The organism is Binatus soli (SeqCode) (assembly GCF_050015535.1).
Lineage (GTDB): Bacteria > Desulfobacterota > Binatia > Binatales > Binataceae > Binatus > Binatus soli.
The window spans coordinates 1-23,041 of the sequence record NZ_JBEKBF010000025.1 but is presented as its reverse complement, the minus strand read 5'-3'; the positions used below and the strand labels follow the sequence as shown (position 1 = coordinate 23,041).

Here is a 23,041-nt window from a genome sequence, read left to right as displayed (position 1 = left end):
ATCATGGCGGACGAACTGCATACCAGAGAGCAGGGACTTAGAGTCCATCATCTCGCGAATCTCGGCGGGCTGGTTGCGATTGCGGGGCTCGACCGTGAGCCGCCCGACCTGCTGCTCGGTGGATTGCTCGAACTTGCCGCGCGTCTGCCGGACCTTCCCGCCACACGCCGCACGGCGATCGCCTTGGCAGGGCGAGCGAAACTCGACGCCCGCGCGACTTCGAAGCGTGCCTGGAAGTCATGGAGTCGATCCAAGGAGCTGCACAGTTTAACGCTTTCGAGCGAGCACATCCGGCGCATCATCGGCGCGCTGAACGGCGACGAGCCACGCAATTCCGCTGAACTTCCGCGAATGATGCTGCGGCTTTTGGGCGGGGAAACATCAGATGAGTGACCTGCTGCGCCGCGACCTAGATATGCAACCGCGTCCTCCGCGCCGGCGCGGAGAACAGCATCGCGCGAGGCAATGGTGGCTCGCGGCGGCGAAGCGGCATGGACGGGCAGGGCAGCCCAGCCGTATGAACACGCGGCTCGGAGGGCAAGGCGCCGGTGTATCGCGAGAGCCTCGCGCTTTCATGCAACGGAGCGTCGTCAAGCTTTCGTACTCGCGCAATACGAGGTCGGCATCGTGGGCCGCGCACGGACGATATCTCGCGCGGGAAGGCGCGCAGCGTGACGACGCAAAGGGATTGGGCTTCGACGCGACCCGCGACGACATTAGCCTCTCGCAGCTTCTGGCCGGCTGGCAGATGGCGGGGGACCCTCGGCTCTTTCGGATCATCGTTTCGCCTGAGAACGGCGCTGAAATGGATCTCAAAGAGCACGCGCGCGAGCTGGTCGCTCAGATGGAACGCGATCTAGGAACGCGGCTTGAGTGGGCGGCGATCGATCATCACAACACCGACAACCCGCACGTCCACATTCTGATTCGTGGTGTCACCGAATCGGGCAACGCGCTTTCGATTGACCGCGGATACATCAAGTCGGGAATCCGGGACAGGAGCCAGGAGATCGCGAGTCGCAAGTTGGGTCTCAGGGTTGAGCGCGACATTCTGGAGTCGAGAGGCCAGGCCGTCACGCGCGACCAGTTCACGGAAATAGATCGTGTCCTGCTCCGGCAGGCGGACTCGCGGAACATCGTCACGTTCAATGACGTGCAGCACCGGAACGAAACCGCACGTGAACGTCAGGCGCAAAACGCCGCGAGGCTCGGCTTCCTTGAAAGCATGGGACTTGCGCGGCGCGTGGATCAACTTTCCTGGCAGATATCGCCCGACCTCGAACAGACGCTCCGTCAGCACCAGCTCTCGATCGACATCATCAAGACCAGGGCGCGCCACCTCGATCAGATTCATGACAGGCGCGCCCCGCTTCGCGTCACGGAACTGAAACCGGGCGAACGGGTGACCGGCCGGGTGATCGGCACCGGCCTCGAGAATGAGACCACCGACCGGCGTTATCTGCTGATCGAAGGCAACGACGGCAAACTCCATTACATCCGCCAAACCCCGGCAATCGAAAAGGCGCGCGGCGAGCAGCGGCTTAAAGTGGGCGCGGTCGTGACCGTCAGCGGCGCGGAGTTCGAGAAGAACGGGCGCAAGGTCATCTATGTTCAGGTTGCCGAGCGAGAGAAGGGACGAACACGCTAATGGCTAATCAGTTGCTACCGTATAGGATGCCAGTTTTCCGCACCGTAGCAGAGCGGGACGTACGCCTCGCCGCGACAGCGGCAGTCGCTTTCACCGCGGCGTTCTCGCTTGCGATTGCAACCCAACACATCGCCGCGCTGCTCAGACATTCCGCAGTGTTGGGCGCACCTCTCGCGACTCTGCCCTTTGTCGGACCCTTTTACCGGCCGTGGAGCATTCTGATTTGGGCATGGGAATGGCAACACGTGGCCGCCGCAAAGCCGATGCTAAGCGCAGGAATGCGCATATTCGAATACCCAACCTTGACTGTAACGGTCGTGGCGATGATCGCCGTTCATTTTACGCGGCGAGTCGGAGCCAGAGCAGACGATTTACACGGTTCAGCTCACTGGGCCGGCAGGAAGGAGATCAGCGCCACCGGGCTGCTCGACGCAGACAGCGGTGTCTATGTCGGGGCATGGCGAAATGGAAGGAGAACTTACTATCTGCGCGACTCGGGGCCATCGCACGTGCTTGCCTTTGCGCCAACCCGCACCGGCAAAGGCGTGGGACTGGTAGTCCCAACCCTGCTCAGTTGGCCCCACAGTGTCGTGGTCCACGACATCAAGGGCGAAAACTGGAAGCTAACCGCGGGCTGGCGACAGAAAGGCCTTGGCAGCCTCTGTCTGCGGTTCGATCCGACATGCACTGACAGCACAGCAGCACGGTACAACCCGCTCGCTGAAATCCGCATTGGTCCCGAGGAGGTCAAGGACGCGCAGAACATCGCGGACATGCTGATCGATCCGGTCGGCAACGCCCCCCGCGATCATTGGGACTTGACCGCGCATGATCTCCTCACCGGCGTGATCCTTCACGTGATCCATGCCGAGGCCGACAAGACACTCGCTGGATGCCTGAAATTCCTGAACCCGCCGGATCGCGATCAGGAGAAAGCGGTCCAGGCAATGATCGACGCCCCGCACGCCCAAGAGATCACGCACGCCGTGGTTGCCGGAGCGGCGCAAGCGGTGCTCAGCAAAAGCCCCAATGAGCGCACTTCTGTCCTCAGCACAGCGACTCGCTGCCTCACTCTGTATCGAGATCCGATCGTTGCCGCGAATACGGCCGCGTCGGACTTTTCCATCGCCGATCTGACCCACCACGGTCGGCCGGTGAGCCTCTATCTCACCGTGCCGCCGTCGGACCTGACGCGCACTCGGCCATTGATGCGCCTCCTGCTCGCGCAGATCGCCGCACGGCTCACCGAGACTTCGCCTTCAAATCAACACGCGGTGCCGACGTGTCGCCTATTGCTGATGCTGGACGAATTTCCTGCGCTCGGACGCCTCGACTTTTTCCAGAGTTCGCTCTCTTACGCGGCAGGCTACGGAATCAAGGCTTACTTGATCGCCCAAGACCTGAGCCAGCTTTATGCCGCTTACGGCCACGACGAATCGATCGTCTCGAACTGCGCGGTTCGTGTCGCATACGCGCCCAACAAGATTGAAACCGCGCGGCTGATATCCGAGATGGCAGGCGCGGCAACGGTGCGCCACGAGCACCGCACTTACTCGGACAGTCGGACCACGGTGTCAGAACCCTCTATGCAGCGCCCATTGATCACGCCAGACGAGACGATCCGATTGCCCGAGGACGCGGCGCTGATCTTCGCTCCAGGAAGTCCACCGATCTACGGAACCAAGATTCGGTACTACCTCGACCAGGAATTTTCGGCGCGCGCCAAGATCGCTCCGCCCCGACACTCGGATCGAATCGGCCGCATTTGCGAGTCGCCAGAGACGCCGGTCTCGGGTGCGAATCATGAGAATCGATGCACCGAAGAAGCGAACGACCGACATTCAACCGCGGAGCCGGAGCACAAGGAACGCGAACAGGCTCTGAGGGACTCGGGCAAGGAGTGGCTATTCAAGTGAGAAACAATGCGCGAGAAGTCTCCTGCTATTTGAGTATCGAGGAAGCCGCTCATTTCAGAGAGGCGGCTTCTTCAAACAAAATCTCGCTGTCTCGGTACCTCCGGCAGTGCCTGCTCGACTACGAGCGTCTCAGCACCAACGGCAACCGAGAACCAAACGGCTTCGCGCTAGTCGAGATGGAGCAGCGGCTCGCTCGCAGCATCGAAGTGCAGAGCGGGCGTGTCAATTCGCTTTACCACGAGTTGCATGTCTTACTCGCGATGCTCGACCGGCTCGCGTTCGTTTCGTTGGTACACCTGCCCGAGATTCCTGCCCAACTGCGCGAAACCGCGCTGACGGCCGGAACCCGCCTCTACAACAACTGGCGTCACGCGGTGATGGAACTAACCGAGACCGATTCTCCGACTGCACAACAGATCGAGGAGCCCGCCGACCGGCGACACGACCAAAAGGAGAATGGCGATGGGATTGGCAGCGATTCAATCCACGCGGCTGGATGAGCGGCTCAGGCGCGAGCTTGGCCCTGCCGTGCTGGCGGCTCTCGACGACCCGGACGTGATCGAGATCATCCTCAATCCGGACGGTACCCTCTGGCTTGAATCTCACGGCGGAGGAATGCGGCCCGCAGGAACAAAAATGCACGCCGTCCAGGCCGAACGCCTGATCGGAACCGTGGCATTCGCCCTCAATACCGTCGCGAACGATCAACGTCCGGTCATCGAATGTGAACTGCCATTGGACGGAAGCCGCTTCACCGGCTGGTTGCCACCCGTCGTCAGCTCTCCGTCGTTCGTGATCCGCAAACACGCTCGACTCATCTATACGCTTGACGACTATCTCGTCCACGGCATCATCGACGCCAACCAGGCCGAAGAGTTTCGAGGCGCCGTCGCCAGACGCGAGAACATCGTGCTCGCCGGCGGAACCGGCTCGGGCAAGACGACGCTGGCGAACGCCCTGCTTCACGAGATGGTCCGGCTCGGAAATCCAAACGAGCGCTTCATCATCATCGAGGACACTCTCGAACTACATTGCGACGCGCCGAACGTGATGCAGCTTCATACGACCGTCGCCGCAGACCTCACCTTCCTTACACGCACCACAATGCGAGCGCGTCCCGACCGCATAATCATCGGTGAAGTTCGCGGCGGAGAAGCGCTGGCGCTGCTCAAGGCCTGGAATACCGGCCATCCCGGCGGCGTGACTACAGTGCACGCCAACAGCGCCACCGCCGCGCTCACTCGACTGGGCAGTCTCGTTCAAGAGGCGGGAGTACCGCCCCAGCCGGATCTAATCTCACAGACCGTCAATGTTTTGGCCTTTGTCATGCGAACGCCCAAGGGGCGGCGCGTGACGGAGATGGTTCGCGTTGAAGGCTACGATCCCGCTTTCGGTTTCAAAATCAGTTCGATAGGAGGCCGTCATGAAGTCGATCATCAATAGGATTCATTCCCGTACCGACCAGTGGTTCAGTAAACTGAGCTACGCGATCGCCGTGGTAACGATTCTGTGGCCTGCGCAAGCGCTCGCAACCACGGGAGTCGGTACTCTGCCGTGGGACGCGCCGCTCGCGACGATTCAGGGAGACCTGCAGGGCACCGTCGCCCATGCCGCGACAACAATTGCCGTAATCGGCTGCGGGCTTACCTGGACCTTTAGCGAGCACGGCACTGGCGCGCGGAAAATGTCCGCCGTTGCCCTTGGAGGAGCGGCGGCGCTTGGAGCAACGCAGTTGATGACGGCGCTGTTTCCATTCGCGCCCGCCCTCTTCTAATCAGGCGACCGGAGCGTATGCAGCGATGGACACCGAGGTTCAACGAACGCTGATCCATCAGGCGCTCACGCGGCCAGTGCTGCTTGGAGGCGCGGAACGGCGGCTTGCGATCCTGAACTGGCTGATAGTCGCAGCGCTGATTTTCGGGGTCGGCCTGCATCTATACACGGTTGCGATCGCGACGATCTTAGGCACCGCGGGTCACTGGGCGCTTCGACAGGCAGCCAAGTTCGATGCGCAACTGAGCGAGGTTTACATCCGGCACTTGCATTACCAGCGGTGCTATCCGCCGCGCGCCGCGATCACCGCCCCACCGGCACCCGTTCATCCGGCAGTGCCGAGGCTTCGGAAATACTAGGGGACAGCAATAATGTTCAGAGAATTCAGAAACCTTCGGCGCCAGTCAGATCGACTTGGAGGTTTTCCGGACCTCCTCAACTACGCGGCGCTGATAGACCCCGGCATCGTTCTGCTGAAGGACGGCTCGCTCTTGGCCGGCTGGCGCTACAGCGGCCCTGACCTGAACTCAGCAAGTCCCGAGGAAATGACGGCTCTCGTTCATCAGGTCAATGCCGGTCTCGCGCGGTTGGGCGACGGCTGGATGATGAACGTCGATCTCATCCGCAAGCCGAGCGTCGGCTATCCGGAGGCCGGAGCTTTTCCTGACCCCGTCACCGCGCTGATAGATCACGAGCGCCGACTTCACTACACGGAGGAAGGCCAGCACTTCGAGAGTCGCTTCGCGTTGACTCTCACCTGGACGCCACCCACCGAGATGCAGTCGCGGGCCGCGGGACTATTCTTTCAAGGCCGCAGAGCAACCGATTGGGAAGAGACGCTCGACCTCTTCAGGCGCAGCCTCGCGGAAAATGAAGACGCTCTGAGCGCCAGATTCCTGATGCAGCGCATGGATGACGTTTCGCTCCTGTCGCACCTCAACTCCTGCATCACCGCACGCCCCGATCCGATCCGGCCGCCTGCCGAGGGGAACTTTCTCGACGTTCTGCTCGGCAATCATGAATTCCATGCGGGCTTCCAGCCCATGCTGGATGACCTTCACATTCGCCTGATCGGCCTGACCGGTCTTCCGCTCCACTCGTGGCCCGAAGTCACCGCATTCCTGGATGAACTTGCAATTCCGTACCGCTGGTCGACACGCTTCATCTTCCTCGATGCGGCCGAAGCCGAACGGGCTCTTCGCATCCAGCGGCGCAACTGGTTCCAGAAGCGCCATGGACTGTCCGGTATGATCAAACAGGTGTTCAGCAACGGCGCGTCTCAGAGCTTTGAGAACAAAGATGCGCTCGCGATGGCCGAGGACGCGGACGACGCACTTGCCGAGGCGAGCTCGAACCGGGTCCGCTTTGGTTACTACACGAGCACCATCATCCTGATGGACGAGAATCGTTTGGCAGCCGAGTCCAACGCAAGAGAGATCGCAAAGCAACTGCAACACCACGGTTTCCCCGCAGTCATCGAGCACGTCAATGCGAACGAGGCGTATCTTGGCTCCCTTCCCGGCCACGGCTACCGCAACGTCCGGCGCCCGCTCATCCATACGCGGAACCTCGCCGACCTCATGCCGACCACCAACGTGTGGCCAGGAGAGGAGATCAACCCGTGCCCTTTCTATCCGGAACACAGTCCGCCGCTCTGTTACGCCGCGACGACTGGCGGAACGCCGTTTCGCCTCAACCTGCACGTTGGCGACGTCGGCCACACCCTGATCTTTGGTCCGACTGGCTCCGGCAAATCGACGCTGCTCGGCCTGCTAATCGCGCAGTTCTTCCGCTACCCGGACGCGCAAGTTTTCTGCTTCGACAAAGGCCTGTCGGCATTCGTGCTGACCAAAGCCGCAGGCGGCGACCATTACGATCTCGGAGAGAGCGAAATCTCCTTCTGCCCGCTCGCGAATGTAAACGACGACAACGAGCGGATGTGGGCGCAGGACTGGCTCGAAACTCTGCTCAATCTGCAAGGCGTGACGCTACTTCCGCAGCATCGGAAAGCCATCTGGCGTGCTCTGCAGCTCTTGGGAGACAGCGGATCTGACGCCCGAACCATTACCGATCTGGTTCGCTTGCTTCAGGATCAGACGCTCCGCGACGGCCTCGACTTCTATTCCCTCCACGGCCCGATGGGCCGTTTCCTCGATGCCGACAAAGACGTACTTGGCAGCAGCCGCTTTCAGACTTTCGAGATCGAGGCGCTGATGGCGATGGGCGAGAAGGTCCTCCTACCCGTACTCACATATCTCTTTCACCGGATCGATCAGCGCCTGGACGGGAGACCGACCCTCATCGTGCTCGATGAAGCATGGGTGATGCTCGCCAACGGTGCGTTTGGTGCGAAGATCGAAGACTGGTTGCGAACGCTGCGCAAGAAGAACGCCGCCGTCATCCTCTCCACCCAAAGTCTCGTTGAAGTCGCCAACTCGCCTCAACGCGATGTGATTATCGAATCGTGTCCAACCAAGATTCTGCTACCCAATCCCGAGGCGCAGAATCCCGTGACTGCCGACCTCTATCGCAAGTTCGGCCTGACGAGCAGGCAGATCGAGATGTTGTCGTTCGCAGTGCCGAAGCGCCAGTACTACTACCTCTCGCCCGCCGGCCGTCGCCTCTTCGATCTCGCGCTGGGAGAGGCCACGCTGGCTTTCATCGGGGCTGGATCGAAGCCGGACATCCTTCAGGCCCGACAGCTGATCACAAAACACGGAGATTGCTGGGCGGGCGAATGGCTCCGCGTCAGAGGATTCGGCGACTGGGCGGAATACCTCGGCACACTCTGCGCTCGTGTCGAAGCGCCCGGCAGGCCCTTGCTCAGCAATAGCCGCGTGCCGCCGCCTTACATCAACGGCACGGCAAAACAAGCGGAGATAGATCAATGAAGAGAGAAAGATTCTTCGAATTCTTGTCAACAATCGTGGTCGCCATCGCTTGGCTGTCGTTGACGTGTGTTCCTGCGCACGCTCTGTTCGGAGTCGGCGACGTGGTGTTCGATCCGACGATGTATGCGAGCCAGCTTCAACAGCTTCAGCAAGAGACTCAAACCGTCCTCACTGAAGCGCAGCAGCTCCAGTACATGATCAGGAACACCACCGGCGGATACGCGGGCGGGTGGCAATCGAGCCAGTCTATGCTCGACGAACTGGGCGGGATCATTGAGCAGCAGGGCGGACTTTCTTACACGCTCAGTAATCTGCAAGCGCAATTCCAGCAACAATTTCCCGGCTACATTGTGCCATCCAATCCGAACCAACAGGAAGCCAGCAACATCGCCACCACCTTGAACACCCTCAACGGCACTCTGGCAGCCGCTCAATTGCAAGCGCAGAATTTTGCCAACGAGCAGGCGCAACTCACCGGGCTCGAAGGTATGAACAAGACCGCTGCGGGAAACTTGCAGGCAATCCAGGTGGGCAACGAAATCGCCTTGCAACAGGTGCAACAGATTCAGATGCTGAGGCAGTTGGTTGTCGCCATGATCAACGCGCAGAACGTCGCCGCTGCGAATGCGGTCAATCGGCAGGCGGCCGAAGACGCCAGCACCCAGCAGTGGCTTAGTGCCGGCCCGACCGTCCCATTTTCAGTGGCGCCGACCGGCGGCCAATAGAACCGAGAGAGGCCCGCCATGAAACGTGTCGCGCTCTGTTTGTTAGTCTCCGCGTTCATCGTTACCGCTTGCCACAACAACAATACTGACCAAACGCACGACGCGCTTGCGGCTCTAGAGTCGAACAGTCCCAGTCAGCAATATGGTCCCGCTTTCTGGAGCGACGAGTTCCAGCGGAAGACTGATCTATGGCAGCGCGCCTTCGATTTCTGCAGCCAGCCCGCACATCAGGATTATGCGAACTGTGCAGCAGTCCTCAGCCAAACGGAGAATCCCAGCGCGAAACACTGGTTGGGAGGAGGCGCCAACGTTCCCTTCGGACTGCAGCCGCAACCAACTGGAAGCCCAAGCCACTAGAGGCAGCGAATATGAACAACCTCGACAATATAGGCCAGACATTTCAATGGGCCGGTCAGCGATACATGGCGATCATGCAGCCCTTTGCGGAGAAGATCTTTCTGGGTTTGGTACTCGTCGAGATAATCATAACGTGCGTGCACTTCCTCGCCGACCAAGATGAGCCCACCCGCCTTCTCGCCGAGTTCGTTAAAAAGTCACTCGCTCTCGGCTTTCTGTACGCGATGATCGTCAACGCGCCAATATGGTTCAGCGCTATTATCCAGGGCTTCCAGCAGATAGGTGGACAAGCCGCAGGTATACCGGGGCTCAGCCCCAGCTCCGCTTTCAACAGTGGGCTCGCACTTTTTCAGATCATTTATCGTGGCTTCGGGAGCCTCGGTTGGTTTCACGTAACGCTGGCAGCTCTGATCGCATTGATCGCCGGGTTGATCATGTTCTTATCGTTCGCCCTCATAGCCGCCCAAATGCTACTGGCTCTTTGCGAGGCATACGTTGGCGCTGGAGGTGGTGTGCTTCTTCTGGGATTTAGCGGGTCACGCTGGACGATCAAGTTTGCGGAAGGCTTCTTAGGCTGGATCGTGGGAGTGGGGATCAAACTGTTTTTCCTATATCTGATGGTCGGGATTGGACTGACTATCACGGCGGGTTGGAACACCGCTCTGATCGGTTGGACAGCCGGCGACCCATCCCTTCCCCTAACGATCGCAGGCGGAGCGATGATCTTCGCGCTTCTCGCTTGGACCATTCCAAACACTGCCGCATCGATCGTCGGAGGTGCGGTTTCGCTCAATTTAAGCCACGCGTTCGAAGCCGCGATGGCCGGTTATGGTTTGGGTCGGATTCTCTCTAACCAAGGCATGACCGGAGCTGAATCGGGTTCAGCCTCGCAAGGCGCCCACTCGCTGGGCGCAAGTCTCGAAGCTGGCGACAGAGCCGCCGCCAACAACCACGGCAGTTCGGCCTCGTCCCGGCCCACGGTACGGATGCCCGCAAGCGGTAACGTGATTTCCTAGCCCACCCCGAACTGAAGCCAACCGGCCGTGCTGGTCGCGGCTCGGCAACTCAACAGGCCAAGCACACCGCCCAGACCGGTCTTCTGTGAGGATCATAGGCTCGCCCTGATTTCGCGATCCCCGGCCGGATACAAAATCTGAAGGACATAGCCACCGGCCATCGTCTGTGGGTAGTGGGTCAGTTTGATTTGCCGTCCGCGCGAAGCTTTTCACCGCCATTTCCGAGCGTGGCTGCCGCGCGATGGTGACACCGCGCAAAGCTGGTTCAGTTTGAGTTCGAAGGATCATTCCGACAGTCACATGTGATGACCACGAAGCCAAGATCTCGGAGAACGCGATTGGTTGGTTCGCCCCCATAATGCTCGTCTGCTCTCCACTCGCGTCCGTTGCGTTCATGGGCATGTGCCAACCCCACAACGTACTTCGGAGGGTAGTGTATGCGTGTCCTCCTGCGCACGAGGCAGTAGCGAGTAGACCGTCTTCTGGCCGGCAGCCTGTTCCGATCGATGTCGGTTAGGGCGGCCTCGATATGCTCGGCTGTAAGAACCATTGTCTTTTGCTCCTCCTGTTTAGCTTGCTCGCAACAAGCAGTATCTCATGAACCAGTGCGCACCGCGCAAAGCCCACGCAGTCCCGCCGGTACCCACGGATTATAGGAATCTCGTGAGGCAGGCCAATGCAGTTAGGTCTATGAGCTTTGCAACTCGAAGACGTTTCCGCAGCGGTGACAAAAATAAGATCGCTGCCATTTAGCCAGCGCCTCGTTGTAGATAGCCAGTGCCTCGTTGTAGATAGGCAGCGCCTTGTTGTAGGCTGCGAGCTTGGCTTGGTACTCTGCATCTAGTTTCGGCTTAGAGGAGCTTGCAACAGAACGAGCGACCCACAAACCAAGCGAGAACGAAATTACCACGGCCAGCAAGAACTGTAAGACAGGGGACGCATTTGGCTGATCGTCGCTCAACCCGGCGAATATTCCCATCACCATTACGAAAGCAAGAAAACCGACAAGGAAGAATAGCAAACAACCTACAAATGCAGCGCCCACGCCCCCCATGTCCCGCACCGCTGGCGGTTCTTCCGGGGCGGTTGGTGGTGCAACGCTCTTGGCCAAGGTGGTTGAACTCGTTCCACCTCCCACCGCACCTCCAATCGCTCCGCTCTCGCCAAGCCCTAATCCAATGATCCCCTGTCTAGTAGAGGTCGTACCCTCCGAAAAAATCACAGAGAGTTTCTGTACGTTTTCACTTCTGCACTTGGGGCACTGCCATATTGGCTGGCTGGTAGCAGCTTCTTTTGTGGTAGAGCACGGCGGCGGCACTGCCGTCGGTTGATTTGCGGGTGATAGGTCCCCCCGCTTCTCAAAGCTGCCTGTGGGGGTGCTGTCATATCGAGCGGCGCTGCATGCGGGGCATACTGTTACGCTGTCAAGCATGCTTCCGCCGCACCTAGTGCAATAAACGGACTTAGGCGGCGATGCGCCACATTTTGGGCAGGAACGTGCGGTGGTTGAAACCTTGTGACCGCAGCTGGCGCAGGTGCCTAAGGCCATACTACTGCCCTACGGCTTCCTCTCCTTCTTCCCCCTATTGGCATCGAGAGGCGGCTTGTCGTGAAAACGCTTACGGTATTCCTCGTGTAACGCTCGCTCGCACTCTTCTGCGGCTTCCTTCGACTCCCGCTCGGCAAAATCGTAATAGATCATCTCTTTGGAAAATTGAGAAGTGAACCCAGAATCACAGAATTCCCAGCCGGCGGCATGGGCCTCTCCACTGTGGAATGCCGCATTGCGAAAGTCTCTGACCCTCGTTCGCAGGTATTTGGTTTCACCAATGTGAAGGATTCCGTTCGGGTCCGTTCCGTTGCACCGAGGAATGCTTGCTGGCTTCTGCGTAGAAGTTAACGCTCGGATTCGATAGATCCCGGGTGAGTCTGGGAGTTGAGAACTATAGGTGGCGTTTTCGCTCTCCACCAAGAAAGGTCCTTTCCAATTTATCTGCCGGTCTGACACGATAAACGCCTCCGTAAGCGGGAACTTCCATTTTGACTGTCACAGCTTTACGAGCCGAACCCGGCAATTGCAACCAGTGTCGGATTCCGCCGCATTGCGGTTTTTTGCCGCACTAATCGCGCACCTCACTTGATCCGCGGCGTCGGGGCGGCGCGATCGGCGTGGGCGAAGCCGCGCGTCACCGCCTCCTCGCCGAATCGCTTGGCGACTGAATCGAGCGCGCGGTTTTGCCGGGAAGCCGGGAAACTCAAACTGACCCACTACCCGTCTGCGCAACTGGTTTCACCGTTTGGTGAAAGCGTCATTTTTCATGAAAGGCTCCCGACGGCGTGGACAGGCGCCGTCCGCACCGGCCCTCTTTACAAATGGCACTTTGGTGACTAATATTCGCAATGAATGAGACTAGTGAAGCCTTGACGCAAAAGGTGAAAGGTTTTCGCGCAGAACCAATTCAGGCCAAGAACGAGCATGACTGGGTTCGTGACGAAATATCACGAAATTTCTGATGGGTGAAGACAATTCTCATCTAGTGACAGATTTTCGCGGTCGCTCGTTGCCCGAACCAGCGCGTCCCGTCGGCTATGCGGCCTTAATCGAGCGCTACAATCTGCAGATTCCATTGCCTCCTCGACTCGCCGCGACGGCATCCCGACATCACCCCGCGTCAACAGAAGCTTGGCAGCTCTTCACTCCCCGACATGCACCAGAGGACATGCTCAGCGGGCACCTCGAGTTCGCCCTCAAATGGGAGGGCGTCGATCTCAGTGTTCTGTCCGCGCTGTTCAAGGTCGTACCGGACGAGGAGATCGCCGCCGCCGTTCGCTCCAAACCCACCGGCGCTTACGCCCGGCGCCTCTGGTATTTGCATGAGTGGCTGACCGGCCGGCAGCTCGACATAAGGGATCCGGGAAAAGTGCGAGCGGTAGCAGTCGTCGACCCGACCAAACAATTCGCCATCGCAGGCGGAAAGGTCTCTTCGCGGCACAAAGTCATCGATAATCTTCCAGGAACGCGCGCCTTCTGCCCGATGGTGCGGCGTACCAAAACCCTCGAAGGGTACGCGGCGAAAGGCCTCGACAAAATTGCCCGCGACGTGGTGGGTCGCATTCACGCCGATATAATGGCCCGCGCAGCTGCCTTCCTGCTCCTCAGTGATAGCAAGTCGTCATTTTCGATCGAGGGCGAACGGCCATCTCCGAAGCGCGCCGTGCGTTGGGGTCAGATCATAGGTGAGGCGGGTTCGCGCAAGCTCAGCATCGTCGAGTTGGAGAGATTGCAGCAGATCGTGATCGGCGACGTGCGCTTCGTGCATCTTGGACTGCGTGCCGAAGGTGGATTCGTGGGGACGCACGACCGCACGAATAACGAACCGATTCCGGACCACATCAGCGCGCGTCCCGAGGATCTCACGAGTCTCGTTGAAGGAGTGATTGCGTATGCGGCGCGTGGGGTCGCTGGCCGGGTCGATCCGGTGGTCATCGCGGCGGCTGTGGCGTTCGGATTTGTTTACGTCCATCCGTTCAGCGACGGAAACGGCAGACTGCATCGATGGCTCATCCATCACGTGCTCGCAGCCGCGGGTTATAATCCGCCAGGCGTGGTCTTTCCGGTGAGTGCGGCGATTCTGCGGAACATCCAAAGCTATCGAGAAGTCCTTGAATCGCACTCCCGACCCCTGTTGGACTACATCGACTGGCACGCTGCGCCGAATGGGAACATCGAGGTTCTGAACGACACTGGCGACTATTATCGATATTTCGACGCGACCGTGCACGCCGAGTTTCTCTATCGATGCGTGGAGCAGACGATTGAGCATGATCTTCCGGAGGAGGTCGCCTATTTGCAGGCCTACGATCGATTCGCGCATGGCATCCAGGAAATTGCCGACATGCCTGCCGAGAAGATTGAGCTCCTGCATCGATTCCTGCGCCAGGAGAACGGGCGGCTATCCAAACGCGCTCGGGAGAATGAATTTGGCGCTCTTACGGACCGAGAAGCAGAGCAGATAGAGGCCTTGTACCGGACCTCGTTCGAGGACAAGGAACCGACGGCAGAAGCCTGAGAAGAACGATTGACACCGCCACGTAAGAGAGGTTCACAGCGGCCTGTCGGTCTAATCGCGCGGTCCATCCGAAGTAAGCACTGCCCAAGCTTGAACTATTCGCCCTTGCGCGGCGTGAAGGCTGGAGTGCTCGGGGCAATCAGGCCGCCGCATAACCGGCCGGTTTGTCAGCAAAGGCGGCAAGCTCCCATCTCCGCGTGGTCGTCCAACCAAGTGCAAACGTCGCGATGCAGGGCGACCTTTGAAAATTGGCTTCCTTTACTGGGGCGTCAAAAACGGGGATTCCGGTCAATTGACCGATACCACCCACAAGGCGTAATCAATACCGTTGGGAGGAACTACGATGCGTTCTGACCCGGCCGGAAACGCGGATTACTTGCTCGCCAAAGGGAAGGCTCGTCTCGGACTTTTGACTCTTGCCCTTGCGGTCTTCGTACTGGCCACGATTTCGCCTACGCCGGTGCGCGCCCAGAATTGGGACGGCGCCGGAGGCGGGGGCTATAGTCTTCCACCTCCTCCACCGACGCAGCAGGGCGTTTGCGTTGCCAACTGCGGCGGCTCGCCGCCGCCAGCGGCGCCGACGTATCAGGCTCCCAGCGCGAGCACTTCCACCTACAGCGGACCTTCACCCGTCCAGCAGCAGATGATGCAGAACATGGGGAGCGCCTACATGCAGGGCATGTGGAACCTTGGAACAGCTCTCGGGCAGAAAATCAGGCAACAACGCGAGCAAGAGCAGCAGCAAGAGCAGCAGGAAGGTGCGGCCAGAGCGGCCCAGGAACAAGCTGCCCGGCAGGCCGCAGAAACGGCGGCAAGGGCCGAAGCCGCCCGCCGCCAAGAAGAAGAGGAGCGGCGCCATCAACAGTTGATGGCCAACCTCAAAGGCATCGACGGCATCGGCACCGCCAGCGAGCCGGTTCGACTGAAGAGCATTGATGACGCCAGCGGCGGCGGCCCGCCCGGCGGCGGCCCGCTTCAACTCAAGACCGGCAACGATCTGTTCGGGACCAATCCGCCACCGCAAGCCGACGCTGGCGCGGTCGATCTGCGCGGCGCAGGCACGACTGTCGATCCTTCGATGGTAAAGCAGGGCGGCCCGTGCCCGCTCGATGCGAACGGGATGCCCCAATGCGGTGCGCCGGTCGGAGAGCCGATGCCAAGCGGCAATGCGAACGCGCTTCCCTCCGCCGCGTCGGCGCCACCGAACCCGCCTCAGTCGGCTTACGATAACGGTCTATCGGGTCAAGCGCGTCAGGATGCAGCCGCAAGATCTGCTAACCAAGCAAGCTCGCAGGAATATGAGGATGTCGGCCAAGAGGGCCCGGAAGCAGAGCGTGCGACGGTGAACGCGGCGAAAGTGGCGGTACAAGCAGCGGAAGGGGCTGAGGAGGGTTCAGTGGCAGGCCCTGCCGGAGCCGTCGGTGGCGCGGCCCTTGGCGCTGGTGCGGGAGTGTACGAAAACTACAAGGACGGCAGCGGAAACTGAGGCCGAGCCTGATCGCTTTGCGATACGTCTCCCCAGCGCGAACCGCATACAACGAAAACTGTTCTTTTCCGGCGCTGAGATGAGTCAGATTTTATGGCGACCGCAATGGCGTCTGCCATCGTCGCGCAGATGCGCTAGGGTGAAAAGAAAATCACTCCAATTATGACTCACAGACTGACTTGGCCGCAGTTCTGGTTGGCAATTCTGGCCGCGCTCGTCGTATCGGGCTGCTCCGAGACCTATACACCGTCCGAAGCTACCGTCGCCGGAATGAACCTACCTCAGGCACGCACAATGTTCACGGAAGCAGCTTACGCAATAGACTTTTACACTCGTACCGAGAATTTCAACAAAATCGAGGAAGTCCGCTTCGAGGACCAAGGGGCAAAAGTTACGCTGATCTTTAGCAACCAGCATGATGCCCCTTGGTCCCCATGCTCTCTCTCGACTAGCAGGATTGCGAACACACAGGTTTACGCCGACCCCCTAGGTCACTACGCGTATGTCGATTTGACGGTATGCAAGATGGACGGACTGGCATGGCTGGGGGCGGGGGCGACGGAACGAGCCAAGGAATTTGTTAATGCTGCTTATGTACTTTCTCACGGAGCGGCAGAAGCTCGGAGACAGGAAGATGCGGCGTTCGCAGAGATAGCAGACCAATACCGCTCAGCGGCGGTCAAGCCGCCGCTTCCCGAGCAGGCGCGAGCCTACATGGTGCAGGCGCAGGGCGCCCTCAATAACAGAAACGACGATGACGCGATTTCTCTCTATCAAAAGGCGCTAGAAGTCGCGCCATGGATTCCGGGTGCTCACTATAACGTCGCCCAAATCATGGCCAGCAAAGGCGACTACTACGATGCAATCCCTGAAATGAAGAAGTATTTGATGCTGGTTCCCAACGCTCCTGACGCTCGCGCCGCGCAGGATCAAATCTATCTATGGCAAGGTCAGGCACAGAGAGGACAGTGAACAGATGAACTCGCCGCAACGCTTCGTGCCAAGGAGAGAAGTCGTTTCTTGCTTGTTGAAGTGCGCGCCCTATGCCTACGCAATTGTCGCACTCGCATGTGCCATCGTAGTAAGCCTTGTGGGATGCATAACACAGCAGCACCAACCGGCCGATCAAGCGGTGGCGCAGCTTACTGTCGCCGAAGCCGTGCAAAAAGTGTCCCGTGGACTGAAGGGTTCTTGTGTGCTGACGGGGAACAATACGGTCTATCCCCGCGTGCGCGGGGGAACCCCATACCGTTCCGCCGCCGTCGTAACCGCCGCCGTGACCGGTCTATCCCCGCGTGCGCGGGGGAACCCATGCTCGTGACCGTGGCGAGCGGCAATAACAGGGTCTATCCCCGCGTGCGCGGGGGAACCCGCGATCTCGGCCGCGGTCATCGACTTTTTAAGGGTCTATCCCCGCGTGCGCGGGGGAACCTACGACGATCCGATCATCGGGATTCCCGATGAGGGTCTATCCCCGCGTGCGCGGGGGAACCGGCGGCTGCGTGCAATGCGGAAGCGGCAAAGAGGGTCTATCCCCGCGTGCGCGGGGGAACCGTATGCCTGCACCAGGTCGTCCATCGGCATCGCGGTCTATCCCCGCGTGCGCGGGGGAACCGGGACATGGTAGAGCTCCCAATCGAGTGGAGAGGGTCTATCCCCGCGTGCGCGGGGGAACCTTTTCGAGCGCGGCGATTTTGTTCGCCATATACGGTCTATCCCCGCGTGCGCGGGGGAACCACACTGCTGCCTATCTCTATGGCAAAGGTATCAGGTCTATCCCCGCGTGCGCGGGGGAACCTTGGCGCAGGATGATAACTTTGCGGTCGTCCAAGGTCTATCCCCGCGTGCGCGGGGGAACCGCCGAGCTCGGCGACCCGTATCTGTATCTGCAAGGTCTATCCCCGCGTGCGCGGGGGAACCGGGGTAGAATGGAGGGTGCCCAAGGGTGCATCAGGTCTATCCCCGCGTGCGCGGGGGAACCGGGTGATGATAAGGCAGCCAAGAAGCTGCTGACGGTCTATCCCCGCGTGCGCGGGGGAACCCTGCGGCTATCCGTTCGGTGGTTTCCGATTCCGGGTCTATCCCCGCGTGCGCGGGGGAACCTCATCACTCACCAGTGGAGCCACAAACCTAACAGGTCTATCCCCGCGTGCGCGGGGGAACCTAGCATCAGCATCCGCCAGTGCAACAATATCCAGGTCTATCCCCGCGTGCGCGGGGGAACCCGGGACAAATCGCCGCGCAGTCGGTGCCGATATGGTCTATCCCCGCGTGCGCGGGGGAACCCGTAAATTTCAGAAGGAGCACTCAACTCAATAAGGTCTATCCCCGCGTGCGCGGGGGAACCTTACGCACATGTACTTTGCGAAATGGAATGTTAGGGTCTATCCCCGCGTGCGCGGGGGAACCACGATGGCGGCATGTCGACGGTGTCAGGTGGACGGTCTATCCCCGCGTGCGCGGGGGAACCTCCATCGGACTCGGCTGCTTGAACGGTATACGGGGTCTATCCCCGCGTGCGCGGGGGAACCCTCTAAGCGAACGCTGCGCGCTACCAAAGTCTGGGTCTATCCCCGCGTGCGCGGGGGAACCATCTCGAGGTCAGGACAGCCACGTTCAGCCCAGGGTCTATCCCCGCGTGCGCGGGGGAACCGATGACAAATGAAACTCCCCCACTTTTCGATACGGTCTATCCCCGCGTGCGCGGGGGAACCATCATCTGCGTGCCGCGCACCGTGAACTCGTAGGGTCTATCCCCGCGTGCGCGGGGGAACCGTGGTCCGAATCGAATTCACGCCCGCTGCTAGGGGTCTATCCCCGCGTGCGCGGGGGAACCCGTTCAACAGCTCGAAAAGCCGGAAGGTGCTGAGGTCTATCCCCGCGTGCGCGGGGGAACCCGGCCTCAAACCCTTCCCATCGTACAAGAATCGGGTCTATCCCCGCGTGCGCGGGGGAACCCACAAACCCCGGGGCAATCATCACCGAGATCAAGGTCTATCCCCGCGTGCGCGGGGGAACCTTCTACTCGACGTCTCGCGCCCGATGAAGGCAAGGTCTATCCCCGCGTGCGCGGGGGAACCCAGTAAAGAATCCTGACCTCAGCATAATAGCTGGGTCTATCCCCGCGTGCGCGGGGGAACCGGCACCAATCGCCCAGCCGACCTTATACTGGCAGGTCTATCCCCGCGTGCGCGGGGGAACCCCAGCGCACAACGCCACCTACTACCGGGATTGCGGTCTATCCCCGCGTGCGCGGGGGAACCCGCTGCCACATCGTGGTGGTTGCGGACTAGGGAGGTCTATCCCCGCGTGCGCGGGGGAACCACAAGCTGTTGACGTCTGAGGCCACGTATGGAAGGTCTATCCCCGCGTGCGCGGGGGAACCGCCTTCATATAAAGAATCCGCGCATTATCAAAAGGTCTATCCCCGCGTGCGCGGGGGAACCGGCGGTCTGAATGCGTTCAATATGGCAACAACAGGTCTATCCCCGCGTGCGCGGGGGAACCTCTTACGAAGCGTGGACACCCCGTATCCACGCTTAGAGCATATTAAGTTTTCAAAGAACAGCCGCAAACCTCGATGGCTGCGGACCCTTCGGTCACTCGACCGACGTCAGCGTTCTCTTCATCGCGAGAAAAATACCGTCGCGGTTAAACATCTCGTACGAGGGTGCTCCAAGGACCGCAATCTGCTGCCCTCCGACCGCCTGCGAATCGGTCCAGGTCATCAGGATACTGCCGCCGCCGAGCTCCGAGTACCATTCCTGCATCACAGCCCACACGCGCTCTCGCACGCCCGCGTTCATACGTGGAGCGGTATAAACCCCCGGTCCAATTTCGAGCATGCACGACGCCAGGAAGCCACGGAATCGCGGCGCCACATCACGGGTTACTACCACTGTCATCGGCGAATAACTCCTTGATTTGATCTATCATCTTCGGGATGAGGCGCTCCTTGCGAAAGGTGCGCCCTGCAAGCTTGCGAACCATTGCTTCGATCGTTTGTACGCCGCGTCGGTCGCTATTCCACTGGCGCACCGCGCCGAACGCTATCGGCAGGGTGACGGAATGGCGGCACAGGTCGGCGATGTCGAGGCAGAAGGAAAGCCCGGAGTCCTCGTGGATGAAGCCAAGCTGGGGCAGGGCTCCTGTGACGGCGACCGCGACCATCGCGGCGGCTTCAACGGCGGTGGCAGCGTGATTGATCGCTTGATTTGACAGGTCGGCGGCTTCGGGATTCTGGCGATCGTAGTGGCGTCCGGACCATTCGATTCCGAACTGGCGCGCCAGCAGCTTGTAGGTCTCGCGCATCCGGGCGCCTTCGAGTCCGCGCAGGGCGTCAAGGTCGGTATCAGGCACGATCTCGCCGAGGCGCCACGCGTACATCCGGCGGACCAAACGCATCCGCGTATCAGGATTGGCCCATGCTCGGGCTTGCGCGCGGGCCAGGGCGGAATCGTCGGGGCCGAAGGGCATGCTGGCATAGAGACGGACTCCGCCTTCGCCGGTGAATACCAATCCTGTTCCATGCCGCGCCAGCAGCCGCAGCGCATCGTGGCTGATGGTGGTTCCTGGGCCGAGCAAGAAGCACGAGACCATCTGGAACGGGATCAGGTACTCGCCAGGAGCCAGATCCTGATCGCCGGCCGCAGTAAAGCGCAACGTCCCGTCCTCGACGGTAAGGTTGCCGCGCCCGAGCCATAGAAGGCCGTGCCGATCCGCTTGCGGGATACGCGCGGTTTCGAGTCCGAGGCGGCCCTTAAGCATGGCCGTCACCTGCGGGGCGGAGCAGGAGCATCCCGAAACCGAAGGCGCGATGGCGCCCGACGCCACGGCGCAGGAGCGCCGCGAAAGCTGCGGGGGAGGCGACTTCGAGGAGGCCTTCGACTGTGGCGTCCGGGCGTTCGCAGCGTTCGAGACGGGATTGGCTCCCGGAGCGATCGCGGCGAGCGAGACTCTGGCGCCGAAATCGGACCATGCGCGCGTCACGCATCCGTGCGGCTCCGCCGCGGCCGAGTTCGCCGGCAAGCCATTCGCGATAGACGGCCTGTCGATCGACGAAGGTATCGGGCCCGACGCGCAGGCATCGATGGATGAACAAGTCCACTTCGCGGGGTTTTTCGCCGGCGGCGCGTCCACTGATACGAACGACTGGGCAGACGCGGGTTTCAAAATGGTAGGACGCGCCGGAACGCCAAGTGTCAGGCATCGGCTTGGAGCAAATAGATTCGAGATCGACTGCTGAGGTGGCGAGCGGATCCGCTGTCGCGCGAGCGCGATCAACCAATTCGCGATGGCTACATAGCGTGTACCCGAAGAGTGTCAGGCGCCGTGCGCGGCAGTCGTGTACCACGAACGGGAGCGGCGCTGCGTCGCCAAACAGGGCGCGCAGCGCGGCGTGAAGGATATATCCGCCGTCGGCGATACGCAGGTTGAGACCGGATCGAACGGCGAAGCGCATCAGCGCAGGCTGGTCGAACTCGGCGCGGAGCATAAAGATGGGTGCGTCAGACATCGATGAAGTCCTCCCTTATAAAGCGGCGTCCGACATGGATCTGGTTGGTCCAATCGCGGTCATCGGTCACCGGCAGCGCGCCGCGCACGTGCGGGCCGTCGGCGGGCAGCCATGCGCGCAGGCGGCGACTATCGGATGCACGCGGAGAGAGCGGCGCTCGTACGAGGGCCGTGCGCAGGTCATCGGCCGGATATCGGCCGAGGAGAATCGGCTCCGCCGGCAGGCAGGGTTTACGTCCGATAAAGAGTGGCCGAGCGGGTGCCCGCAATGCGGCCTCGAGCCGAGCCGCGTCGGGATCGGCGTCGGGCGGTTTGAGTTCCAGCGCGACCGTGTAAACCGCGTCGGCGAGATAATCGCGATAACGGATATGAGTGGTCTTTTCGGTGCGCGGGAGCGGTTCACCACGCTGCGTGGCTCTCATAAGAGATCGAATTTCATTTCCACCCTCGCCAGCGCGCTCTTGAACTCGCCCGCGCGTGGTCCATCCCTGCCACAGGAATGGTTGCGACAGATCGACCGTCTGAAAGTCTTGCAACAATTCGCCGGGGCGATCGCAGCGCACCGCGTAAACGATGCGCGTCTGCAGCGCCTGGACCGCGGCGGCGTCGCGATGGTCGTAGCCGAGGGCGTTGCCTAGCATTCCGGCCAGCATCGAGCGCGCCGGAAACGTCCGCGTGACGCCGTTATTGTCGATCACGACGCCGCCGAACGAGATCAGCGGCGCGTCGAAACGCAGGATTATTGCGTCGATCATTCGGTTTCCTCCACGCACGCCGCCGTCCATTTGGCTAGTTCGGCGAGCGACGGCGATCGTTCTTCGGCTTCAAGCACGGGAGCCAGGAGGTTGGGATGGCCGAGCGCGAAGCCGCGGCGCGCGGTGCGGGCGTAAACCCGGTCGAGCTCACCGAGATGGGTGGACAGCGCGTTGTAAGCGTTCGCGAGCGGATCTGGCTCCAGCCGCACGTGGGTGAGAAAAGCGTTGGCGAGGGTGCGGGGCTGCGCGCTAGCGGCTTCCGCCAGCATCAGATGGGCATAGGCGTGCGGTGCGGTTGAACCGAGCTTGGCTCCGGGCGTGACCGTTGCGATCAGGTGGACCATCCGGCGGGTGACTTCGGCTGCAAGCGCGCGATCGTCGCCAAGGTTGCGGACCAGGCCGGGAACGTCGATCGCGACATAGCCATAAAAGAGGCCGGTGGTGAGCTCGGAAGAGTTGATATGGCCGCTGCCCAGGCCACCCTCAGGACTGTCTTTGAGCAGATCATCAACTGCGGAGAAGTAATCACTTTCGGACTGTTCCGCATGAACAGTGAAGGCATGAGCGACATGGAGGGCAGCATCGACGCGGGCGAGAATATCGCCGGTGACCATTCGGCCGAACATTGCGGCGTCGAGTCCGGCGCCGAGTTTGAGCGCGCGGAGGTTATCGATCCGTTCGCGGGTGAAGTGCTTTTTCACCGCTTCGCCGGCGCCTTTCGCGTCCTTGACGGAGGTGCAGATCGTCCGCGCTTCGGCACGCAGGTGTTCCCCGTCAGCACAAGTTGGACAGTTTGCAGCGATTGAGGAAGAGAGGGTTTTTGGCTCATCTTAACCCCAAAAGGAGCGGAGATGAGATCGAAAGCAGATACGCATTCGGAGGAAGCGGAA

At 60.6% G+C, this 23,041-nt stretch carries 20 protein-coding genes, 1 pseudogene and 1 CRISPR repeat array; of the genes and pseudogenes, 13 read left to right on the top strand and 8 right to left on the bottom strand.

Annotated elements, in window-relative coordinates; genetic code table 11:
* The first annotated feature begins 3 nt into the window (after positions 1-3).
* The 10 genes from traD (at position 4) to trbL (ending at position 10,326) form a co-directional block, all read left to right on the top strand.
* Complete coding sequence (gene traD / locus ABR989_RS16515; RefSeq protein WP_428130411.1) at positions 4-393, top strand: conjugal transfer protein TraD; 390 nt, start codon at positions 4-6, stop codon at positions 391-393.
* Positions 386-1,648: a DUF3363 domain-containing protein gene (locus ABR989_RS16510; RefSeq protein WP_428130410.1), complete on the top strand. Its 1,263-nt coding sequence runs from the start codon at positions 386-388 to the stop codon at positions 1,646-1,648. Before traD ends, ABR989_RS16510 begins: the two co-directional genes overlap by 8 nt.
* Positions 1,648-3,564: a type IV secretory system conjugative DNA transfer family protein gene (locus ABR989_RS16505; RefSeq protein ID WP_428130409.1), complete on the top strand. Its 1,917-nt coding sequence runs from the start codon at positions 1,648-1,650 to the stop codon at positions 3,562-3,564. The genes ABR989_RS16510 and ABR989_RS16505 overlap by 1 nt, the downstream gene beginning before the upstream one ends.
* Complete coding sequence (locus tag ABR989_RS16500; RefSeq protein WP_428130408.1) at positions 3,561-4,064, top strand: hypothetical protein; 504 nt, start codon at positions 3,561-3,563, stop codon at positions 4,062-4,064. The genes ABR989_RS16505 and ABR989_RS16500 overlap by 4 nt, the downstream gene beginning before the upstream one ends.
* On the top strand, positions 4,027-5,007 hold the full coding sequence (trbB, locus tag ABR989_RS16495; RefSeq protein WP_428130407.1) for a P-type conjugative transfer ATPase TrbB: 981 nt from the start codon (positions 4,027-4,029) through the stop codon (positions 5,005-5,007). The genes ABR989_RS16500 and trbB overlap by 38 nt, the downstream gene beginning before the upstream one ends.
* A complete protein-coding gene (locus ABR989_RS16490) occupies positions 4,988-5,338 on the top strand; it encodes a TrbC/VirB2 family type IV secretion system protein (protein ID WP_428130406.1) in 351 nt (116 codons plus the stop codon). The genes trbB and ABR989_RS16490 overlap by 20 nt, the downstream gene beginning before the upstream one ends.
* A gap of 25 nt (positions 5,339-5,363) precedes the next feature.
* Complete coding sequence (gene trbD / locus ABR989_RS16485; protein WP_428130405.1) at positions 5,364-5,696, top strand: conjugal transfer protein TrbD; 333 nt, start codon at positions 5,364-5,366, stop codon at positions 5,694-5,696.
* A gap of 12 nt (positions 5,697-5,708) precedes the next feature.
* Complete coding sequence (locus ABR989_RS16480; protein WP_428130404.1) at positions 5,709-8,228, top strand: VirB4 family type IV secretion/conjugal transfer ATPase; 2,520 nt, start codon at positions 5,709-5,711, stop codon at positions 8,226-8,228.
* Complete coding sequence (gene trbJ / locus ABR989_RS16475) at positions 8,225-8,953, top strand: P-type conjugative transfer protein TrbJ (protein WP_428130403.1); 729 nt, start codon at positions 8,225-8,227, stop codon at positions 8,951-8,953. The genes ABR989_RS16480 and trbJ overlap by 4 nt, the downstream gene beginning before the upstream one ends.
* 368 nt (positions 8,954-9,321) lie before the next feature.
* Positions 9,322-10,326 carry a P-type conjugative transfer protein TrbL gene (gene trbL / locus ABR989_RS16470; RefSeq protein WP_428130402.1) on the top strand — a complete coding sequence of 335 codons (1,005 nt, stop codon included), beginning with the start codon at positions 9,322-9,324 and terminating at the stop codon, positions 10,324-10,326.
* 265 nt (positions 10,327-10,591) lie between these two features.
* Here trbL and ABR989_RS17490 read toward each other — a convergent pair whose 3' ends face one another.
* The 3 genes and pseudogenes from ABR989_RS17490 to ABR989_RS17485 form a co-directional block, all read right to left on the bottom strand.
* Positions 10,592-10,876, bottom strand: a complete 285-nt coding sequence (locus ABR989_RS17490; RefSeq protein ID WP_490338420.1) for a ScoMcrA-related endonuclease — start codon at positions 10,874-10,876, stop codon at positions 10,592-10,594.
* A 138-nt stretch (positions 10,877-11,014) separates the two neighbouring features.
* Entirely contained in the window at positions 11,015-11,437 is a 423-nt protein-coding gene (locus ABR989_RS16465) for a hypothetical protein (protein WP_428130401.1), read from the bottom strand.
* 363 nt (positions 11,438-11,800) lie between these two features.
* A pseudogene (locus ABR989_RS17485) lies at positions 11,801-11,875 on the bottom strand (zinc-ribbon domain-containing protein); the annotation flags it as partial.
* A 964-nt stretch (positions 11,876-12,839) separates the two neighbouring features.
* On the opposite strand from ABR989_RS17485, the gene ABR989_RS16460 reads away from it, so the two are divergent.
* From ABR989_RS16460 to ABR989_RS16450, 3 genes are all read left to right on the top strand, one after another.
* Entirely contained in the window at positions 12,840-14,396 is a 1,557-nt protein-coding gene (locus ABR989_RS16460; RefSeq protein ID WP_428130400.1) for a Fic family protein, read from the top strand.
* Between the two features lie 643 nt (positions 14,397-15,039).
* The gene (locus ABR989_RS16455; RefSeq protein ID WP_428130399.1) at positions 15,040-15,882 is read left to right on the top strand and encodes a hypothetical protein; all 843 of its coding nucleotides are present in this window, start codon (positions 15,040-15,042) and stop codon (positions 15,880-15,882) included.
* 294 nt (positions 15,883-16,176) lie between these two features.
* Positions 16,177-16,854 carry a hypothetical protein gene (locus ABR989_RS16450; RefSeq protein WP_428130398.1) on the top strand — a complete coding sequence of 226 codons (678 nt, stop codon included), beginning with the start codon at positions 16,177-16,179 and terminating at the stop codon, positions 16,852-16,854.
* Positions 16,855-17,097: 243 nt separating this feature from the next.
* Positions 17,098-19,389: a CRISPR direct-repeat array (repeat unit 28 nt; unit sequence GGTCTATCCCCGCGTGCGCGGGGGAACC).
* A 92-nt stretch (positions 19,390-19,481) separates the two neighbouring features.
* Here the strand turns inward: ABR989_RS16450 and cas2e are convergent.
* Genes cas2e through cas7e form a run of 5 tightly spaced genes read right to left on the bottom strand, consistent with a single transcriptional unit; the run spans position 19,482 to position 22,894 of the window.
* Positions 19,482-19,787 carry a type I-E CRISPR-associated endoribonuclease Cas2e gene (gene cas2e / locus ABR989_RS16445; protein ID WP_428130397.1) on the bottom strand — a complete coding sequence of 102 codons (306 nt, stop codon included), beginning with the start codon at positions 19,785-19,787 and terminating at the stop codon, positions 19,482-19,484.
* Positions 19,765-20,649, bottom strand: coding sequence for a type I-E CRISPR-associated endonuclease Cas1e (gene cas1e / locus ABR989_RS16440; protein ID WP_428130396.1), 885 nt, complete (start codon positions 20,647-20,649; stop codon positions 19,765-19,767). The genes cas2e and cas1e overlap by 23 nt, the downstream gene beginning before the upstream one ends.
* Positions 20,642-21,343, bottom strand: coding sequence for a type I-E CRISPR-associated protein Cas6/Cse3/CasE (gene cas6e, locus ABR989_RS16435; protein ID WP_428130432.1), 702 nt, complete (start codon positions 21,341-21,343; stop codon positions 20,642-20,644). Before cas6e ends, cas1e begins: the two co-directional genes overlap by 8 nt.
* Before the next feature lie 46 nt (positions 21,344-21,389).
* A complete protein-coding gene (gene cas5e / locus ABR989_RS16430; protein ID WP_428130395.1) occupies positions 21,390-22,151 on the bottom strand; it encodes a type I-E CRISPR-associated protein Cas5/CasD in 762 nt (253 codons plus the stop codon).
* Complete coding sequence (gene cas7e, locus ABR989_RS16425) at positions 22,148-22,894, bottom strand: type I-E CRISPR-associated protein Cas7/Cse4/CasC (protein ID WP_428130431.1); 747 nt, start codon at positions 22,892-22,894, stop codon at positions 22,148-22,150. The genes cas5e and cas7e overlap by 4 nt, the downstream gene beginning before the upstream one ends.
* Positions 22,895-23,041 lie beyond the last annotated feature (147 nt).